This window comes from Nocardia miyunensis NBRC 108239 (assembly GCF_001613065.1).
GTDB lineage: Bacteria > Actinomycetota > Actinomycetes > Mycobacteriales > Mycobacteriaceae > Nocardia > Nocardia miyunensis.
Genome location: NZ_BDBQ01000037.1, coordinates 127795 through 144845, shown reverse-complemented (window position 1 = coordinate 144845; position 17051 = coordinate 127795). Strand labels below are relative to the sequence as shown.

Annotated in this window: 13 protein-coding genes; 7 read left to right on the top strand and 6 right to left on the bottom strand. The window is 66.2% G+C overall.

The window, feature by feature from the left end; translation table 11 throughout:
• Nucleotides 1-276: 276 nt before the first annotated feature.
• Complete coding sequence (locus NM2_RS16020) at nt 277-1545, top strand: MFS transporter (RefSeq protein ID WP_067669287.1); 1269 nt, start codon at nt 277-279, stop codon at nt 1543-1545.
• A gap of 140 nt (nt 1546-1685) precedes the next feature.
• Here the strand turns inward: NM2_RS16020 and NM2_RS49055 are convergent, their stop codons facing one another.
• Entirely contained in the window at nt 1686-2048 is a 363-nt protein-coding gene (locus tag NM2_RS49055; RefSeq protein WP_157121119.1) for an alpha/beta hydrolase, read from the bottom strand.
• 328 nt (nt 2049-2376) lie between these two features.
• Here NM2_RS49055 and NM2_RS16010 point away from each other — a divergent pair, with 328 nt between their 5' ends.
• The gene (locus NM2_RS16010) at nt 2377-2943 is read left to right on the top strand and encodes a hypothetical protein (RefSeq protein WP_245718056.1); all 567 of its coding nucleotides are present in this window, start codon (nt 2377-2379) and stop codon (nt 2941-2943) included.
• A 296-nt stretch (nt 2944-3239) separates the two neighbouring features.
• Here NM2_RS16010 and NM2_RS16005 read toward each other — a convergent pair whose 3' ends face one another.
• Complete coding sequence (locus tag NM2_RS16005) at nt 3240-4094, bottom strand: hypothetical protein (RefSeq protein WP_218025923.1); 855 nt, start codon at nt 4092-4094, stop codon at nt 3240-3242.
• 129 nt (nt 4095-4223) lie between these two features.
• Between NM2_RS16005 and NM2_RS49050 the strand changes: the two genes are divergently transcribed.
• Together NM2_RS49050 and NM2_RS15995 are read left to right on the top strand one after the other, a co-directional pair.
• A complete protein-coding gene (locus tag NM2_RS49050; RefSeq protein WP_157121118.1) occupies nt 4224-4382 on the top strand; it encodes a hypothetical protein in 159 nt (52 codons plus the stop codon).
• 637 nt (nt 4383-5019) lie between these two features.
• Nucleotides 5020-8454, top strand: a complete 3435-nt coding sequence (locus tag NM2_RS15995; RefSeq protein ID WP_067669279.1) for a serine/threonine-protein kinase — start codon at nt 5020-5022, stop codon at nt 8452-8454.
• A gap of 153 nt (nt 8455-8607) precedes the next feature.
• On the opposite strand, the gene NM2_RS15990 is transcribed toward NM2_RS15995, so the two are convergent.
• Nucleotides 8608-9303: an NAD(P)-dependent oxidoreductase gene (locus NM2_RS15990; protein WP_067669277.1), complete on the bottom strand. Its 696-nt coding sequence runs from the start codon at nt 9301-9303 to the stop codon at nt 8608-8610.
• Between the two features lie 163 nt (nt 9304-9466).
• Here NM2_RS15990 and NM2_RS15985 point away from each other — a divergent pair, with 163 nt between their 5' ends.
• The gene (locus NM2_RS15985) at nt 9467-10363 is read left to right on the top strand and encodes an RNA polymerase sigma-70 factor (protein ID WP_067669275.1); all 897 of its coding nucleotides are present in this window, start codon (nt 9467-9469) and stop codon (nt 10361-10363) included.
• A 294-nt stretch (nt 10364-10657) separates the two neighbouring features.
• On the opposite strand, the gene NM2_RS15980 is transcribed toward NM2_RS15985, so the two are convergent.
• Nucleotides 10658-11698 carry a fused (3R)-hydroxyacyl-ACP dehydratase subunits HadA/HadB gene (locus NM2_RS15980; protein ID WP_067669272.1) on the bottom strand — a complete coding sequence of 347 codons (1041 nt, stop codon included), beginning with the start codon at nt 11696-11698 and terminating at the stop codon, nt 10658-10660.
• A gap of 313 nt (nt 11699-12011) precedes the next feature.
• Here NM2_RS15980 and NM2_RS15975 point away from each other — a divergent pair, with 313 nt between their 5' ends.
• Both NM2_RS15975 and katG read left to right on the top strand, forming a co-directional pair.
• Nucleotides 12012-12431 (top strand): Fur family transcriptional regulator, encoded by a 420-nt coding sequence (locus NM2_RS15975; RefSeq protein ID WP_439956878.1) that lies wholly within the window; start codon nt 12012-12014, stop codon nt 12429-12431.
• Nucleotides 12432-12468: 37 nt separating this feature from the next.
• Nucleotides 12469-14703, top strand: coding sequence for a catalase/peroxidase HPI (gene katG / locus NM2_RS15970; RefSeq protein WP_067669270.1), 2235 nt, complete (start codon nt 12469-12471; stop codon nt 14701-14703).
• Between the two features lie 108 nt (nt 14704-14811).
• On the opposite strand, the gene NM2_RS15965 is transcribed toward katG, so the two are convergent.
• Nucleotides 14812-15363 carry a carboxymuconolactone decarboxylase family protein gene (locus NM2_RS15965; protein WP_067669268.1) on the bottom strand — a complete coding sequence of 184 codons (552 nt, stop codon included), beginning with the start codon at nt 15361-15363 and terminating at the stop codon, nt 14812-14814.
• A gap of 132 nt (nt 15364-15495) precedes the next feature.
• Nucleotides 15496-16998: an FAD-dependent monooxygenase gene (locus NM2_RS15960; protein ID WP_067669265.1), complete on the bottom strand. Its 1503-nt coding sequence runs from the start codon at nt 16996-16998 to the stop codon at nt 15496-15498.
• Nucleotides 16999-17051: the final 53 nt, after the last annotated feature.

Here is a 17051-nt window from a genome sequence, read left to right as displayed (position 1 = left end):
AATCGTGCCAGAATCAGCAAGTGTGACGACCATCACAAAATTGGGTATAGTCACTGGTCGTCCGGTGTGTATAACCCCGTTCTCGGAGTGTCTCTCCGTTTGCCGCCGTGCCAAACCGGGTAAACGTGGCATTCGTTGCCATTCTGTAACCCGCAAGGCGACATCAGTTCTCCGCACTGCGACAGCGCGGTGCAACAACACCACGGGGAGAGGAGTTCGCGAGTGACAATCCGCGACTCACAACCGCAACAACGACGATCCGTGGCCGCCGCCGCAATGGGCAACGCCACCGAGTGGTACGACTACGGCGTCTACTCCGCCACCGCCACCTACCTCACCCACGCCTTCTTCCCCGGACCCCTGGGCACCATCGGCACCCTGCTCGGCTTCGCCATCTCCTTCCTCCTACGCCCGCTCGGCGGCATGTGGTGGGGCCCCCTCGGCGACCGCATCGGACGCAAAGCCGTCCTGGCCGTCACCATCCTGCTCATGGCCACCGTCACCGGCCTCATCGGCGTGATCCCCAGCCACGACAGCATCGGCATCCTCGCCCCCATCCTGCTGATCATCCTGCGCGTCATCCAAGGCTTCTCCACCGGCGGCGAATACGGCGGCGCGGCAACCTACCTCGCCGAATCCGTCGACGACAACCGCCGCGGATTCCTCGGCAGCTTCCTGGAATTCGGCACCCTCAGCGGCTTCATCGGCGGCTCGGCCATCGTGCTGCTCATGCAGGTCCTGCTCACCACCGACCAGATGCAACAGTGGGGCTGGCGCGTACCGTTCCTCATCGCCATCCCGCTCGGCCTCGTCGGCTGGTACCTGCGCAGCAAACTCGACGAATCCCCGGTCTTCACCGAAGTCGCCGAACAGGAACACCCCAAGGGCGGCCTGATCAAACTGATCACCGAGTACCGCCGCGAGCTGCTCACCCTCGGCGGCCTGGTAATCGCGCTCAACGTCGTCAACTACACCCTGCTCGCCTACATGCCCACCTACCTGCACGGCACCATCGGCGTCAGCGACACCGCAACCACCGCCATGGTCCTGATCGGAGAATTGGTCATGGCCGCGGTACTGCCACTGTGCGGCGGGCTGTCCGACCACTTCGGCCGCCGACCCATGTGGCTGATCTCCCTGGTCGGACTCGGCGTGCTGTCGGTACCGATGTACTGGCTGATGGGCAAGGGACTCGGCTGGGCCATCGTCGGATTCGTCGTCCTGGGCGTGCTGTACGTCCCGCAGCTGTCCACGATCTCCGCGACCTTCCCCGCGATCTTCCCCACCCACGTCCGCTACGCCGGATTCGCCCTGTCCTACAACCTGTCCACCGCCATCTTCGGCGGCACCGCACCCCTGATCAGCCAGTGGGTCATCGACTCGACCCACTGGGACCTGTTCCCGGCGTACTTCATGGTCGGCTCCTGCGTCCTGGGCCTGATCGCCTGGTTCTTCCTGCGCGAAACCCGCGGCGCCTCCCTGCGCGGCACCGACGTCCCGGCCAGCGGCGAAATCCCCGTCGTGGAGCAACAGAAAACCGCATGACCCCCTCGGCCGTGTTCCGCACCTCGCGGAACACGGCCGGACCAGGGTAGTGGAACGTCCCGAACGATCAGTTGCCCGAGGTCTTCTGCGCGCCCGTTGCGGTCAGCGCCGCCTCGAACTCGGGCCAGGAGCGATGCAGGTCATCCTGCCAATAGCCCCAGGAATGAGTACCCGTCGCACGGAAGTCGAACGTCGCCCTCGAGCCAGTTACCGTCCGACCCGCCGTTCGCACCGTTGAGCAGATAGAGCGTCGGCGCCGGACGATCGGGATCCACCGCACGCAACACCGTCAACCGAGTCTCGGTCGCCATCGCGGCCGAATACACGCCGACGTCCAGCACCCGATCGGACAATCGGCGAATGCCACTGATATGCGAGCCGTCCTCGACGGCCGGCCGCTTCGAAGACGCCGGACCGGCCGTGGCCACCGCGGGCACCGCAAACCCGTTGGCCCACACCACGACAGCCAGCGCGGCGGTCAGCGTCAGAAAACCCCGGGACATCCGCGCGAACATCATCGCACTCCGATCTGGACGCAGTGAACGTCCGCCCTGCCGCACGGGAGCGACGCCACCTGAATGTGGAACCGATTGAACAACAGCGCAATTGCGCAGGTCCAGCACTTCCGCCGAAGTTGTGCTCGTTCCCAGAACGCACGCGCCGCGATTGGCAGCGCTCCTCGAGGCACGCGATACACATCACGAGTTGCGCAGGGCGAGCGACGATTTCACCACCGAACACTGGATTGCCAAGCGATTGCTGGGGTACTCTACGGCCGGTATAGATCAGTTCCGATGTCGGGAGTATGGCGTGAGTCGTTTGATGCGAATAGTGGTTCTCTTACTGATTCCGGTGGTGGTCCTGGTCGGCGGCTGTAAGAGCTCGTCGTCGAACGCGACCGGTAGTGGTACGGATCAGTCGATTCCGGCGGACCCGACCGGCACCGCCGCCGATTCGAAGGCGGAGGACACCACCTGCCCGACCTCGAACACCACGGCCTTCGCCAAGACCAAATTCGTCGCGCACAGCGGTCTGGCCTTCGGCGCGTTCCACCGGTGGCTGTACAAGCCCTTGAAGGCGGGCACCTTCAAGAAGGGCGCCAAGGGCCGCATCACCGCATTCGTCAAGGGCGGCCTGGCGGCGTTGTTCGTCAAACGCGAGGTTCGCCTCGCACTGGTCGACGCGAAGGCGAATCCCACACTGTGCAAGACGATCTCGGTACCGCTGGGCAAACTCGGCGACACCGTGCAATCGGCCTTCGACAAGCTCAAGAGCGGTGACAGTTCCGGCGTCGACGGGCTGAACACCCTGATCAGCCAGACCGAGAGCAGCTCCAAGAGCCAAGGCGTGGAGATCACCGAGAACGAGAACGGCGACCTGACCAAGTCGCCGAGCTGATTTCTCGCCTGGAACTTCGAGGGCGGGCCTGCGGGCCCGCCCTCATTGGCATCTACCAAATCATCACAGTGACGTATTTACGTCGATGAAGGGGGGCAGGGGGAGTGGGCGAATAGTAACGGACTCAGCGCTGCCCGTGCGCCTCTGTTGCCGCGCGGTCGGTGAACTCTTTCGGAGAAGGTGGCTCCGATAATCGGTCGACGCCCCGCCGCCGATCCTCGATCTCGGACCGGATCTCCTCGGCGCGTCGCCTCCGACTCTCCGCGTCTGCTGCGGAATCCTGCATAATGCGGACTCTACCCGGATCGGCGCCTCTTGACCGCCGCGATATGTGCGCGCAGCGATTCCGCACGCGCCGTAGACGCACGACCCGAGGAGGCCGCGGCCGTGATCGCGCCGGTCAGCTGCGGCGTCTCCGGCTGCAGTGTCGACAGCCGCTTCGTCTCGGGAGTCAGTTCATCAATTATTTCGCGCAAACTGCGATCCTCCCGCGCGAGAACGCCAAGATCTCTGGTCCTGGGTTCCGCTCCACCGAAGAAGGTCTGCTGGAACCAGTGATCGCTGACTGAATCATGCCAGCTCAGATAGCCTCCCCGCAGCACCTGCCGAGGTTCGGAGATCGCATTGCTGAAGCTGTATCGCACACCGTCGTTCCTTACGGGGTCGAAGTAGCGAGGCGTGTAGAAGTCGGATACCAAGACGTCATTGACGGTGTACGCGAAGTCCGTATCCTCGGGCGGGTCGCAGACCTCGACGAGAAACTCCACGCGTCCCTGGCCGGGCTTCGGCGAGGGGCCGGCGATGAGCCGGTTGCCAAACGGATCGGCAAGCATCTCCAATACTTCGTGGCTGGCGGTCAGCGACCAACTGTCGCCGGCCTCTACGACGGCAAAAGGCTGTCCATTCTTGTCGGTATGGAATCCCGCTGCTCCCTCGACATCTCGCATAATCGTGACAGGCCAGTATCCGAGAGGTACCTGTTCCAGGCTGGCGAATCCATCAACGGTGGCATGAACCTCCCAGATCGGCGCAAAGTCACGGGTGACTTGCTTTTGCAGGGCCGAGGTCACGCGGAGGATTTCCGCCATCTCTATGTCAGTGTCATCAGGGACGATGGCAACCTGTCTGATAAGCATCGGCAGACCTTTCATCGCTCGCACATGGTGGTGTCAGCACGGTGTTGTGTAGCTTCGATGAATCGGGTATGACGATATTCGTAGACGTGCCACAACATTTGGGACAGGATCTGCTGTCGGGCAACCGGTTCGATTCTACATTCTTTGCGTACCACGGCGACCATCGCGATTGAAATCGTGAAACGGCAGTGGTGGCAGATTTTCCATGGCGTCGATGCGGGTCGTTGCGATATTCACGAACTCGCGCCGACAACCCACAAGATTATCGAGCAGGCCGAGAACATCCATATTCAACGCGGATGAAGCCGAACTACCGAGTTAGGCACAAAAGCCGCACACGCCGGAGCAGCATCAGCCACATACGTCACTGTGACGTTACCGCGGGTGCATAATATGCATCAGACGGTGAATAGAATCCGGACACTCGCAGGCATTTCTGGATAAAACCCCGCATCCCGCCGGACACCTCTCAACTCCAACTGGACCGCTCTCGCCCTTTCTGGGTCGGACATCGGTGCGCAGCAACGCAATTACCCGCTCCGCCCGGCCACGTTATTGCGCCGATAATTGACATTATGTCAAGTAGAGTGGATGTGATGGCCGGGACGTCACATCTGTTCCATCCCTTGTCTCGTCGCACGCCCATTACAGAGGCAGGATGATCTGCTCCATCGACGATGCCGCCCGCGTGAGCCGGTTCGACAGCTCCGGGCTGGAACCGTGATCCAAACCGCACGGACGGTGAGGATCCTGCACCGCCTCCGCAGCGGCGGTGATCTCCCCCTGACTGCCGCCGATCCCTGCGGCATCTTCTGCCCGCCGCCCACGCCGCCGCAGCACTGACCGATCCGGCGGCCGAGTACCCAGGCGAACGTACAGCACACAATTCGGCCGCGGACGGACGTATCCTTGATCCACGAATCGCATCGAGGACAGTGGCATGCACCCGGTAGACCACAATCCGTCGAGCACCCAGCGACATGCGATTCTCGGAATCGAAGCGGAGCTGGAAGCCGAAGGGTTCGAGCACGCGGAGCTGATCGGTCGGGGCGGCTTCGGTGCGGTATTCCGCTGCACCGAACGGGCACTGACCCGTCCGGTGGCCGTCAAGGTGCTCCGACCCGGCTACGGGAACGCCGATCTCGAGCGATTCCTGCGCGAACAGCGCAGTATGGGCCTGCTTTCCGGCCATCCCAACATCGTCACCGTCCTGCACGTGGACGTCACCGCCACCGGCGAGCCGTATCTGGTGCTGCCCTTCTGCTCGCGCGGTTCACTGCACGACGCGATCAAGGACTCGGGACCGCTGGATGCCGCGAGCGCGCTCGCGATCGGCGTGAAACTCGCCGGCGCGCTGGAGACGGCCCACCGGCGCGGAATTCTGCACCGGGACGTCAAGCCCCCCAACGTCCTGATCTCCGACTACGGCGAGCCGCAGTTGTGCGATTTCGGGATAGCCCATCTGGTCGGGGATTTCGAGACCGGCACCGGGGAGGTCACGGGCTCACCGGCTTACACCGCACCCGAGGTCCTGCTCGGACGGTCCTCGACCGTTCGATCCGACATCTACGGCCTGGGCGCGACGCTGTTCACGGTACTGAGCGGACACGTTCCCTTCGAGCGTTCGACCGGAGAGAACGTCGTGTCCCACTTCGTCCGGCTCACACGAGATCCGCTGGGCTCGGCCGAACTGCCGCAGGAGATCGGACCCGCGCTGGCCGAGGCGATGTCGCCGGAGCCTTCGCAGCGTCCCGCCTCCGCCGCGGAATTCGGTGAAATACTCCGGCAGGTGCAGCGCCGGATGGGATTTCCGGTCACCGAGATGCCGATCGCCGCGGCGGCCGGTGGAGATTCCAGCGCCCTCGCGCACGCCCCGGCCCCGGAGCCGAGCAGGCCCAGCGCCGCGGTGCCCCCGGCGCCGAACACTCGCTTCCGCCCGATGCGAGCGCCGCGCGAGTTGGTGCCGCGCCCGCGCCTGGCACGTCTGCTGAGCCGGGGCGAACGCAAACGCCTCACCCTGATCCACGCCCCGGCGGGCTTCGGGAAGAGCTGCGCGGCAGTGCAATTGGCCGAACAGCTGGCCGAGTCCGGGGTTCGTATCGCCTGGCTCACGATCGGCTCCGACGACAACAACGGGGTGACCTTCTGCACCCACCTGATCGACGCCCTCCAACGCGTGGATCCCGGGTTCGACAGCCAGATCGGGCTCGCGCTGCAAGAGGCCGGGAGTGAGGGCGAACGTTTCGCGCTGACCGCGATGATCAACGACATCCACCGCCGCAAACAGCAGACGGCCGTGGTGATCGACGACTGGGACGCGGTCACCAGCGAGGCGACGCGGGCGGACCTGCGCTTCCTGCTCGATCAGGCCTGCCACCACCTGCAGCTGATCGTGACCACCCGGACCAGATCCGGACTCGAGCTGGGTTCGCTGCGTGTGCACGACGAATTGGTCGAGATCGATTCCGCCGCACTGCGTTTCACCACCGAGGAGGCACAGGCGCTGCTGTCGCGAACCGGCGGCATCGCGATGGACCGCCGTGAGGCGGCCCGCTTGACCGAATCCACCGAGGGATGGGTTGCCGCACTGCAACTCGCGGCCGTCTCGTTGCGACACGACCAGGCCGATCCGGCCGAACTTCTCGACGCCATCTCCGGCAGCCACTACGCGATCGGCGAATTCCTCGCCGAGAACGTGTTGAATTCGCTGGAACCCGAACTCGTCGAGTTCATGATGGCGACCGCGCTCCCCCGGCGCGTGTGTGCGGGCCTGGCCGCGACCCTGGCGCAGGTCACCGACGGGCAATCGATGCTCGAGCTGGTCGAGGAACGAAATCTGTTCCTGCGCCGCCTCGACGAGAACGGCGAATGGTTCCGCTATCACCACCTGTTCGCCGACTATCTGCAACGTCGCCTCGAACGTACCCACCGCGAACGCATCCCCGAGCTGCATCGGCGGGCGGCCGAATGGTTCGCCGAGCACGATCAGCTCGGCGACGCGGTCACCCACGCCCTGATCGCCGGGGACGACGAACGCGCCGCGCAATGGGTCGAGAGCGCCGGGCTCCGCCTGCTCGAACAGGGACAGGCGACCACTCTTCTCGCGCTGGCCGATTCGCTCCCCGACGAGGCCACCGCACACCGGCCGCACCTGCTGATCGTCATCGCCCTGGCGGCTATGACGCTGCGCCAGAACGACACTGCGCGTACGGCCATCGGCCGGGCCAGCGTCGCACTCGACGCGGCGGCAGATATCCGGGCAGCCGAGGACCTGCGTGATCGATGCCGTCTCATCGAAGGGGTCAGCGCGATGCTCGCCGACCGGACCGAGGGCACCGCCGAACTGATCGCCGCACCACTGGCCGACCCCGATCGATTCGAGCCGTGGTACACCGCCGCGGCCGCGGTCGTCGCGGCCTACCTGGATATCGCCCGTTTCGATTTCGAGGCGGCCAAGACCTGCAGGGAGCGTGCGGCCCGGTATCTGGCCGATCCCAGCAGCCAGCTCAGCAAGGTGTACGCGTACTGTATGAGTGCCATCGCGGCGCATGAGCAACTCGACATCCGCGCCGCCGACTATTTTCTGCGCAAGGCGATGCGCGTTGCCATGACCGGGCGCCGGAAGCCGGGGCTGGCCGCGCGGCTGGCAGGCGCTCTGCTCGGCGAAATCCTCTACGAGAGAAACGAAGTCACCGAGGCGGAGACCTATCTGGACGCCGCGTTCGAGCTCGGCGCGACGCTGGGGGCCCCCGATTTCATGATCGCCTGTTATGTGACCGGCGCCCGGGCCAAAGCGGCACTGGGCAAATTCGAGGAGGCGCGGGATCGGCTGGCGGCCGGGATGCGTGTCGCCGAGGAACAGCGGTTGCCGCGGCTGGCCGCGCACATCATCGGAGAGCAGATCTGTCTCGGCGGCACCGGCCTGTCCGCACTCCAGCTCACGGACGACTCGCGCGAACCTACCGGAACCGGGGAGTTGACCCGAGATGCCATGCGCTACAACTTCATACAGCTGGCCCTGCTGCCGGATTCGGGCATCGCGCCGGAAGTGGCCGCCACCGCGGCGCAGCAGCTGGCGGACAAGATGACCGATCAGGCCCGCCCCCGGGCGCTCGCGGCGGCGAATCTTCTACTGGCGCAGTGCCTGTCGAAAACCGGGCAGATCGCGCGAGCTCGCCGGCTGGCCGCGGCGACGACGGCCGGGCTGACCGAGATCGGGCTCCTGAGACCGATTCTCGACGCGGGACCACCGCTGTGGGCGCTGCTCACCGATCCGGGGACGGACCCGTCGATCCCGCCGCTGCCCGAATCGGTGTTCCGGGCGATCGCTGATGAGGACAGCGCCCGCCGTACCCGGCGTGCGGCCGGATCGTGACCGTCCCGCGCAGCGCCCGGTGACTCCCGCCGCCCGATCACCGATGGACCGTGGGCGTCCTCGGGAGCGGCACGCGGGTTCACCGGGACGTGACCACCGTATAGATGTCTGCCCCGGCGCACAGATATCCGCGTCGAAGCCGTCTGCGATCCTTCAGTGTTCGGCCAGCGCTTCGCGACGAATCCACTGGAACATGGTCGGGTTGTCGGCAGTGGTGATGACGCTGATCGTGGTGCGCAGGTAGCGGTCGTCGTCCAGCACGGCCAGCAGGCTCGCCGCCAGGTCCGCGCGTGCGGTGAAACGGCCGTCGGCGTGGCCTTCGACCACGGTGTAGTCGGTGACCGTAGGTAGATGGTAGAGCCCGTTGGGGCGCACGATCGTCCAGTCCAGATCGGTGGCGCGGATCAGCGTTTCCATCCGCCGCATGTCGTGGTAGAGCGTCTTTCCCAGCACCCGCGTCACATATGGCAGTAGCACCCGGTTGAACAGGATCCCGCCGTCGGTGTACGGGTGCGGGTCGACTCCGCTGGAGCTGACCACGGCCAGGCGCCGCACCCGGTGGCGTTGCATCGCGGCGACGATATTGGCCGTACCGGCCGAATAGGTGCTGATCGGTTCCTTTCTAGGGGGAACGCCGAGCGTGGACAGGACCGCATCGCGCTGCGTCACGGCGACATCGACGGTCACCGGGTCGAGCACGTCGGCGCGGATGACCTCGAGCCGATCGTGGTGCAGCGGGAACGATTTCGGCTGCCGGGTGACCGCGGTGACCTGATGCCCGGCGGCCAGTGCCTGGGCGGTGAGCAGGCGACCGGTACGACCATTGGCGCCGAAGACGGTGATACGCATGACGGGTGTCCTTTCTCCTGGGTAACTGGGCGAACACGAGTGCCCGGCGACCGCGGACCTGTGACAGCACGGCCCTGTGACGAGCGCCACTGCGTCCGGGTGTCACAAAGCGGGCGGGGCGCGCCACTGATGCAACGACATCGTCCACAAAAAGGAGCGCGACATGAGCGAGGACGAACGCACCGACCCCGCGACCGAGGCCTTCGTCGCCCACCGCAACCTGTTGTTCACGGTGGCATACGAAATGCTCGGCTCGGCCGCCGATGCCGAGGACGTCCTGCAGGAGACCTGGCTGCAATGGGCGGCCGTCGATCTCGGTTCGGTGCGCGATCACCGCGCGTTCCTGGTCAGGATCGCCACCCGGCAGGCAATCCGGCGACTGCGCGCCCTCGGCCGGCGCCGGGAGTTCTATGTCGGTCCCTGGTTGCCCGAGCCACTGCTCACCACGCCCGACGTCGCCGAGAATGTCGAACTGGCCGAGAACCTCTCGATGGCGATGCTGCTGGTGCTCGAGACGCTCGCCCCGACCGAGCGGGCGGTGTTCGTGTTGCGCGAAGTGTTCGATTTGGCTTATGACGAGATCGCGCACGCCGTGGACAAGAGCCCTGCCGCGATCCGCCAGATCGCGCACCGTGCCCGCGCGCACGTGGCCGCACGCCAGCCACGCGGTGCCGTGACCGCGGTCGAGGCGCGACATGCGCTCGGAGCTTTCCAACGAGCAGTCGAAACGGGCGATCTGCAGGGTCTGCTCGACATCCTTGCGCCGGACGTCGTCTTCCTGGGCGACGGCGGCGGAGTCAAGCAGGCGACGCTGCGACCCATCATGGGCGCCGATCGCGTGGTGCGTGTGCTGAGCGGCGGCACAGGCTGGATGGGCGGGCGGGCATCGGCCGAACCGGCTCAGGTCAACGGCTGGCCCGCTCTGATCATCCGGCTCGACGGAGAGATCGACGGCGTCGTGGCGGTGCGGATCGACAACAGGCTGGTCACAGGGCTCTACTATGTGCGCAACCCGGATAAGCTCAACCACCTACGCAAGGAAACCGCACTGGGCCGTTGATCCCGGCTCCTTCGCGCACATTATCGGGCTGTCGCTGATCCTTCAAGATGGTGGCGTCGACCTGGTCGCGCTCGATCAGGGGATCGATACCCCACCGCAATCAGGCATATATTCTTCCAAATCTTCAGCGCCACAGCAGAATTCGAGCGCGCCCTCGTTTCCGCACCGTCGCCGTGTCAATCTGCGCTGAAGAGCTCATCCTGCGCTCGGGTGGGCGATCCCCCATTCGACTTTCGAACCCGGCCGCGGTTCATCTTCGGGCCGTTGACAACCCGAGGTCGGGGGGCCGCAGGATCACCGGAAGCGCATGGTGGTGGTGGCGAGGCCGAAGATCTTGCGTCCGCCGGACTTGGCGACGATGGCGATGACGGCGGTGCGGGTTTCGGGGTCGAGGGATTTGACGCGACCGGTGTACTCGATCCGGCCGCCCTCGTTGAGGTCGACCACGGTGTAGTTGGAGAGACGAACTCCGTAGCGGGTCACCGCGCCGGGGTCGCCGGACCAGGCCGAGACGAATCCCGCGCCCAGTCCCATCGTGAGCATGCCGTGGGCGATCACGTCGGGAAGGCCCGCGAGGCGGGCGATTCGCTCGTTCCAGTGGATCGGGTTCGCGTCACCGGATGCGCCCGCGTAGTTGACCAGGTCGCCGCGGGAGATGCGGGCCTGGCGGATCGGGAGTTCGGCGCCGAGGACCAGGTCGTCGAAAGACATCGCGGTGGAAGGGATACGCGCGGCGCCTTCGGCCGAGAAGCGCATCTCCGCTTCCGGGCGCAGCGGCGTCTCGTCCGCCGACGCGGTCTGCGGCGATCCGCGGCCCAGCAGGTTCACCCCGTGCACCATGACGTTGTCGACGGCCCGCACGATGTCGGGGTCGACGCCCTCGCCGGTCACGCCGACGACGGTCGTGTGCATGATGTGCACCACCTCGCCTTTCGGGTCGGTGAATGTGTTCGTGACGGTGATCAGGTCTTTTCCGGCGATGGTCCGCACCGAGGTCAGTTCGACGTCGGTGGTCAGCACATCCCCCGCCACGATCGGCTTGTACTGCTCGAAGACCTGCTCGGTCTGGACGAAGGTGTCGTAGCCGACCACCACCGTCTCGAAGAGTTTCTGGTTGGCCGCCATCGCCGGGATGCAGGTGAACGTCAGCGGTGCGACCAGGCCGGTGTATCCGAGTTCGGTCGCCGCGGCTTCGTGCCAGTGCGCGGGGTGGTAGTCCTGCACGGCCCGCGCGTATTCGCGCACCTTCTCCCGGCCGACTTCGTACGTGCCGTCGACGCGGTAGTAGTGCCCTACCCGTGAGGCGACGTCGGATGTATCGACCGCAGAACTCACTGTGAACCTGCCATTCTTCGAGGGAGCGAACGCACGGAACGATATCCGACGGGCCGTGCCGATGCTCGCCTCCGGCGAGTTGCCCGCCTCCGGGCTCGATGGCCCGGGTTGCTCGAGTGTTCACTTCCAGGCTGCTGATAATCCGGACGTGAGCGTTTGAGAACGGTACTCTCGGCGGCATTGATCTTGAGACGCGTGTCACAGCTGCTCGGGTTCCGTGGGCGGAATCGAGGAATTTCCGCGAATCCCCTCGCCATGAAGACTTGAATGAGTCATACTTATGAATGTGTCCACTACAGCAGAGTTCGAGCGCATGCTGCGCGGTGCCGCTCTGCGTGTGACCGCGCCGCGGATCGCGGTTCTGGCCGCGGTGCACGAGCGACCCCATTCCGATACGGACTCGATCCTGAGCCGAGTGCGCGAAACGCTCGGGACGGTCTCCCACCAGGCCGTGTACGACGTGTTGCGCGCACTCACGGCCGCGGGTCTGCTTCGACGTATCCAGCCCATGGGGTCGGTCGCGCGCTACGAGACCCGGGTCGGCGACAACCACCATCACGTCGTGTGCCGTTCCTGCGGCGTCATCGCCGATGTCGACTGCGCCGTCGGCGAGGCGCCCTGCCTGACCGCGTCGGACACCAACGGTTTCGTCCTGGACGAGGCCGAGGTCGTGTATTGGGGTCTGTGCCCCGATTGCCTTGCAGCCCAGCACAGTTCGCAATCTCGAATCTGAAAACAGCCCGCATCACCCCACTCCCGAAAGGAATACCGTGGCTGAGGAACATCCGCCAATTGCAGAGGCGAACACCGAGCCCGCCGTGGGCGGTTGCCCCGTGGTACACGGCCGCTTGAAGTACCCGTCGGAGGGCGGCAGTAACCGTGACTGGTGGCCCGACCAGCTCAACCTGAAGATCCTGCAGAAGAACCCGCCCGTGGCCAACCCGCTGGGCGAGGACTTCGACTATGCCGCGGCGTTCAAGACCCTGGACCTGGCCGCGGTGAAGCAGGACATCGTCGATGTCATGCACACCTCGCAGGACTGGTGGCCCGCCGATTTCGGTCACTACGGTCCGCTGTTCATCCGGATGGCCTGGCATGCCGCGGGCACCTACCGCGTGCGGGACGGCCGTGGCGGCGCGGGCGCGGGCATGCAGCGGTTCGCGCCGCTGAACAGCTGGCCGGACAACGCGAGCCTGGACAAGGCGCGCCGGTTGCTGTGGCCGGTGAAGAAGAAGTACGGCAAGAACCTGTCGTGGGCCGATCTGATCGTGTACGCGGGCAATGTCGCGCTGGAGGACATGGGCTTCGAAACCTTCGGTTTCGGTGGCGGCCGCGAGGACCGCTGGGAGCCCGAGGAGGACGTGTACTGGGGCCCGGAGCACATCTGGCTGGGCGATGAGCGGTACACCGGCGAGCGGGATCTGGAGAATCCGCTGGCCGCGGTGCAGATGGGTCTGATCTACGTGAATCCGGAAGGCCCGAACGGCAATCCGGATCCGCAGAAGGCCGCGGTGGACATCCGTGAGACCTTCGCGCGGATGGCGATGAACGATGTGGAGACCGCGGCGCTGATCGTGGGCGGTCACACGTTCGGCAAGACCCACGGCAACGGCAACGCCGATCTGGTCGGTCCCGAGCCGGAGGCCGCTCCGCTCGAGGAGCAGGGCCTGGGCTGGAAGAACGGCAACGGCACCGGCGTGGGCAAGGATGCGGTGACCTCGGGCCTCGAGGGCATCTGGACCACGACGCCGACCAAGTGGGACAACACGTTCCTGGAGATTCTGTACGGGTACGAGTGGGAGCTGCAGAAGTCTCCCGCCGGTGCGTGGCAGTGGATTCCGGTCGACGGCGGCGGCGCGGGCACCGTGCCCGACGCGCATGTCGAGGGCAAGACTCACACCCCGACCATGCTGACCACCGATCTGGCGCTGCGGTTCGATCCGGTCTACGAGCAGATCACCCGCCGGTGGCTGGAGAACCCGCAGGAACTGGCGGACGATTTCGCCAAGGCCTGGTACAAGCTGACGCACCGCGACATGGGCCCGGTCGTGCGGTACCTGGGTTCGCAGGTGCCCTCGGAGGAACTGCTGTGGCAGGACCCGGTTCCGGCGGTGGATCACGAGCTGGTGGACGCGGCGGATGTGGCCGCGTTGAAGGCGAAGGTGCTGGAGTCGGGTCTGACTGTGGCACAGCTGGTTTCGACCGCGTGGGCGGCGGCGTCGTCGTTCCGCGGCAGTGACAAGCGCGGTGGCGCGAACGGCGGCCGGATTCGCCTGCAGCCGCAGGCCGGCTGGGAGGTCAACGAGCCCGACGAGCTGGCTCTGGTGGTGCGAGCGCTGGAGGGCATCCAGGATTCGTTCAACGCCGCGCAGTCGGGCGGGAAGAAGATCTCGTTCGCGGACCTGGTGGTGCTGGCCGGTTCGGCGGCGGTGGAGAAGGCCGCCAAGGATGGCGGTTTCGAGGTCGAGGTGCCGTTCGCGGCGGGTCGTACCGACGCCACGCAGGAGCAGACCGATGTGGAGTCCTTCGCCGCGCTCGAGCCCTCGGCGGACGGTTTCCGCAACTACCTGGGCAAGGCGGCGAACCGCTCGGCCGCGGAGTACCTGCTGATCGACAAGGCGAACCTGCTGACGTTGAGCGCGCCGGAGCTGACGGTGCTGGTCGGCGGCCTGCGGGTGCTGGGTGCGAACTATCAGAACTCCACGCACGGCGTTCTGACGGACAAGCCCGGTGTGCTGTCCACGGATTTCTTCGTGAATCTGACGGATATGGGCACCAAGTGGGAGCCCTCGCCCGCCGATGACGGCACCTATCTGGGCAAGGATCGCGCGAGCGGCGAGTTGAAGTGGACCGGCACCCGGGTGGATCTGGTGTTCGGTTCGAACTCGCAGCTGCGGGCGTTGACCGAGGTGTACGCGGAGGATGACTCCAAGCGCAAGTTCGTCGACGATTTCGTCGCGGCGTGGGTGAAGGTGATGAACCTGGATCGCTTCGATCTGGTCTGATCCGGTTTCGCCGGCGGTGCCCCCGGACCGACGCGGTCCGGGGGCACCGCTGTGTGCGGCCCTCCCCTGATCCGGCGCAGATTACCCTGTGCCGGTAGGGAATTCGGGTCAGTTGCCGGATCGTTGCGGCAGTGCGCAGGTCATGCCGTCGGCCATGCCGGTGGGACGGACGCCGAGCGCCTGGTTGAGGCGGGCGCGCTGATTTTCCCAGGCGATGGTGGCGGCGAGTTCGGCGTATTGGGTTGCCGACAGGGTGGCACGCAGGCGGGTGCGCAGATCTTCGAGTTCGAGTGCGGCGGCCGGGGTGCGGGTCATGGTCTCGGCGAGGGTGAGGACGAGTTTTTCCAGATCGGTGTAGGCGTCGCTGGTGGTGTGAGTGGGCAGGTCGGTGATCTGACGTTCGGTGAGTCCGCTCGAGTGCGCGAGCGCGGAACCGATGTCGAGGCAGAATTCACAGCCGATCAGACCGGCGGTTTTGAGTTCGGCGAGCTCTTTCAGGCGCGGGTCCAGGCGGTTGCTGAGCAGGAGCGCGGTTTCGTAGGTGCCGGTGCCCAGCAGGAGCCACGGTCTGCGGATGAGCCAGCCGAGCAGGTCGGTGCGATGACGTCGCGCGTCGGCCAGGGCCCGGATGTAGTGACGTGTTCGGGTGATCGCTCTCATGTCGCTGTCTCCCGTGTGTGCGCTTGTGGTTGTTTCACCGTAGCGCGATGCCACTACATTCTGTAGTAGTTCTGGTCGGGTGTGCGGGCGAAGTGGCGGCCGTCGGGGCACCGGCGGCCGCGCGATCGGATGTCATGCCGGGGTGCCGAACCAGCGGGCCAAAGCCTCACGCAGACCGGCGACGCCGTCGGGAGCGGCCCAGGCGACGATGCCGTCGGGGCGCACCAGCACGCCCGAGAGATCATGTGGTTCAACGGGTTTGGCGGTGACGACCCGCACCGCGCGCTGCCAGGGGGCGGCGATACCGCGCAGCTCGGGTGTGTCGGCGAGGTCCAGCAGCACGGCGTGTCCGTCGATGCAGTGTTCGGCTGGGCGGGTGCCATCGGCGAGGGCGATGTCGGGGACGACACGGCCCAGCAGGGGGTGCGTGTCGCCGAGGTCGTAGCGCTGCGCGAGTCCGGAGATCTTCTTCACCATCGCCGTGGCGCCGTCGCGGGTGGCCAGGAGTTCGGCGGTGACCGCGCGCATGGCGCGGCTGTGCGGGTCGGTGCGCATGATCGCGACCTGCGCGCGGGACCAGTGCAGCACCCACTCCCCGATCGGGTGACGTTCGGCGGTGTAGGTGTCCAGCAGATCGGCCCGAACGTGTCCGGCGACGACGGCGGCGAGTTTCCAGCCGAGATTGACCGCGTCGCCGACGCCCAGGTTCAGGCCCTGCCCGCCGAACGGCGAGTGCACGTGGGCCGCGTCCCCGGCCAGCAGGATGCGGCCCTTGCGGTAGTCGGTGGCCTGGCGGGTGTTGTCGGTGAAGCGGGTGGCCGAGTGCACGGCGGTGATCTCGACCTCGATTCCCGACACCGCGCGCAGGGCGCGCTGGAGTTCGGCGGCGGTGACCGGGGCGGTGCGGTCCGCGGGCGGTCCGTCGAATTGGACGGTCAGGATGCGCCCGGGCATCGGCCCGTACACGTAGATGCCGGTGTCGGTGCAGGACCAGCCGCGCTGCATGCCCTCCGCGCCGCGCATCTCCACGATGGCCTGATGTCCGGTGATCAGCGGGTCCACGCCGGGGAAATCGAATCCGGCGAGTTTGCGTACGGTGCTGCGGCCGCCGTCGCAGCCGACCAACCAGCTCGCGCGCACGACGGCGTCGCCGAGCCAGACGGTGACGCTGTCGCTGTCGTCGGTGAATCCGGTGAGTTCGGTGCCGCGGCGGATCGGTACGCCCAGCTCGCCCGCGCGGGCGGTGAGGATTTCCTCGATGCCCTGCTGCGGGACGATGGTGGCTTCCGCGGCGGGGCCGAGTTCGGCGAAGGCGGGGTCGGTGTCCTCGACGTCGTTCTGGTCGACCCAGATTCCGGCGAAGTGAACCACAGGCCTGGGAACCGATGCCCCCGGGTTGGCGGATGCCAGGCGCGCGAGGATCGCGCGGTGCCGTTCGATCAGCTGCGGCAGCAGGCCGCGGCGGTCGAAGGCCTGCGCGGTGGGAATGTTGATCGAGCCCGCTTTGATCGTGAGGTCGGGTTCGGGGAGCCGGTCCACGACCAGGACGTGCGCACCGGCGAGGCGAAGCTCGCAGGCGAGCATCAGTCCGACGGGTCCGGCTCCGGCAACGACGACGTCGAATGTTTCGCTCATGCCCGCCACGGTGCTCGGTGGCGGTTGCGCCGGCCTTGCACGCGGCTTGCGCC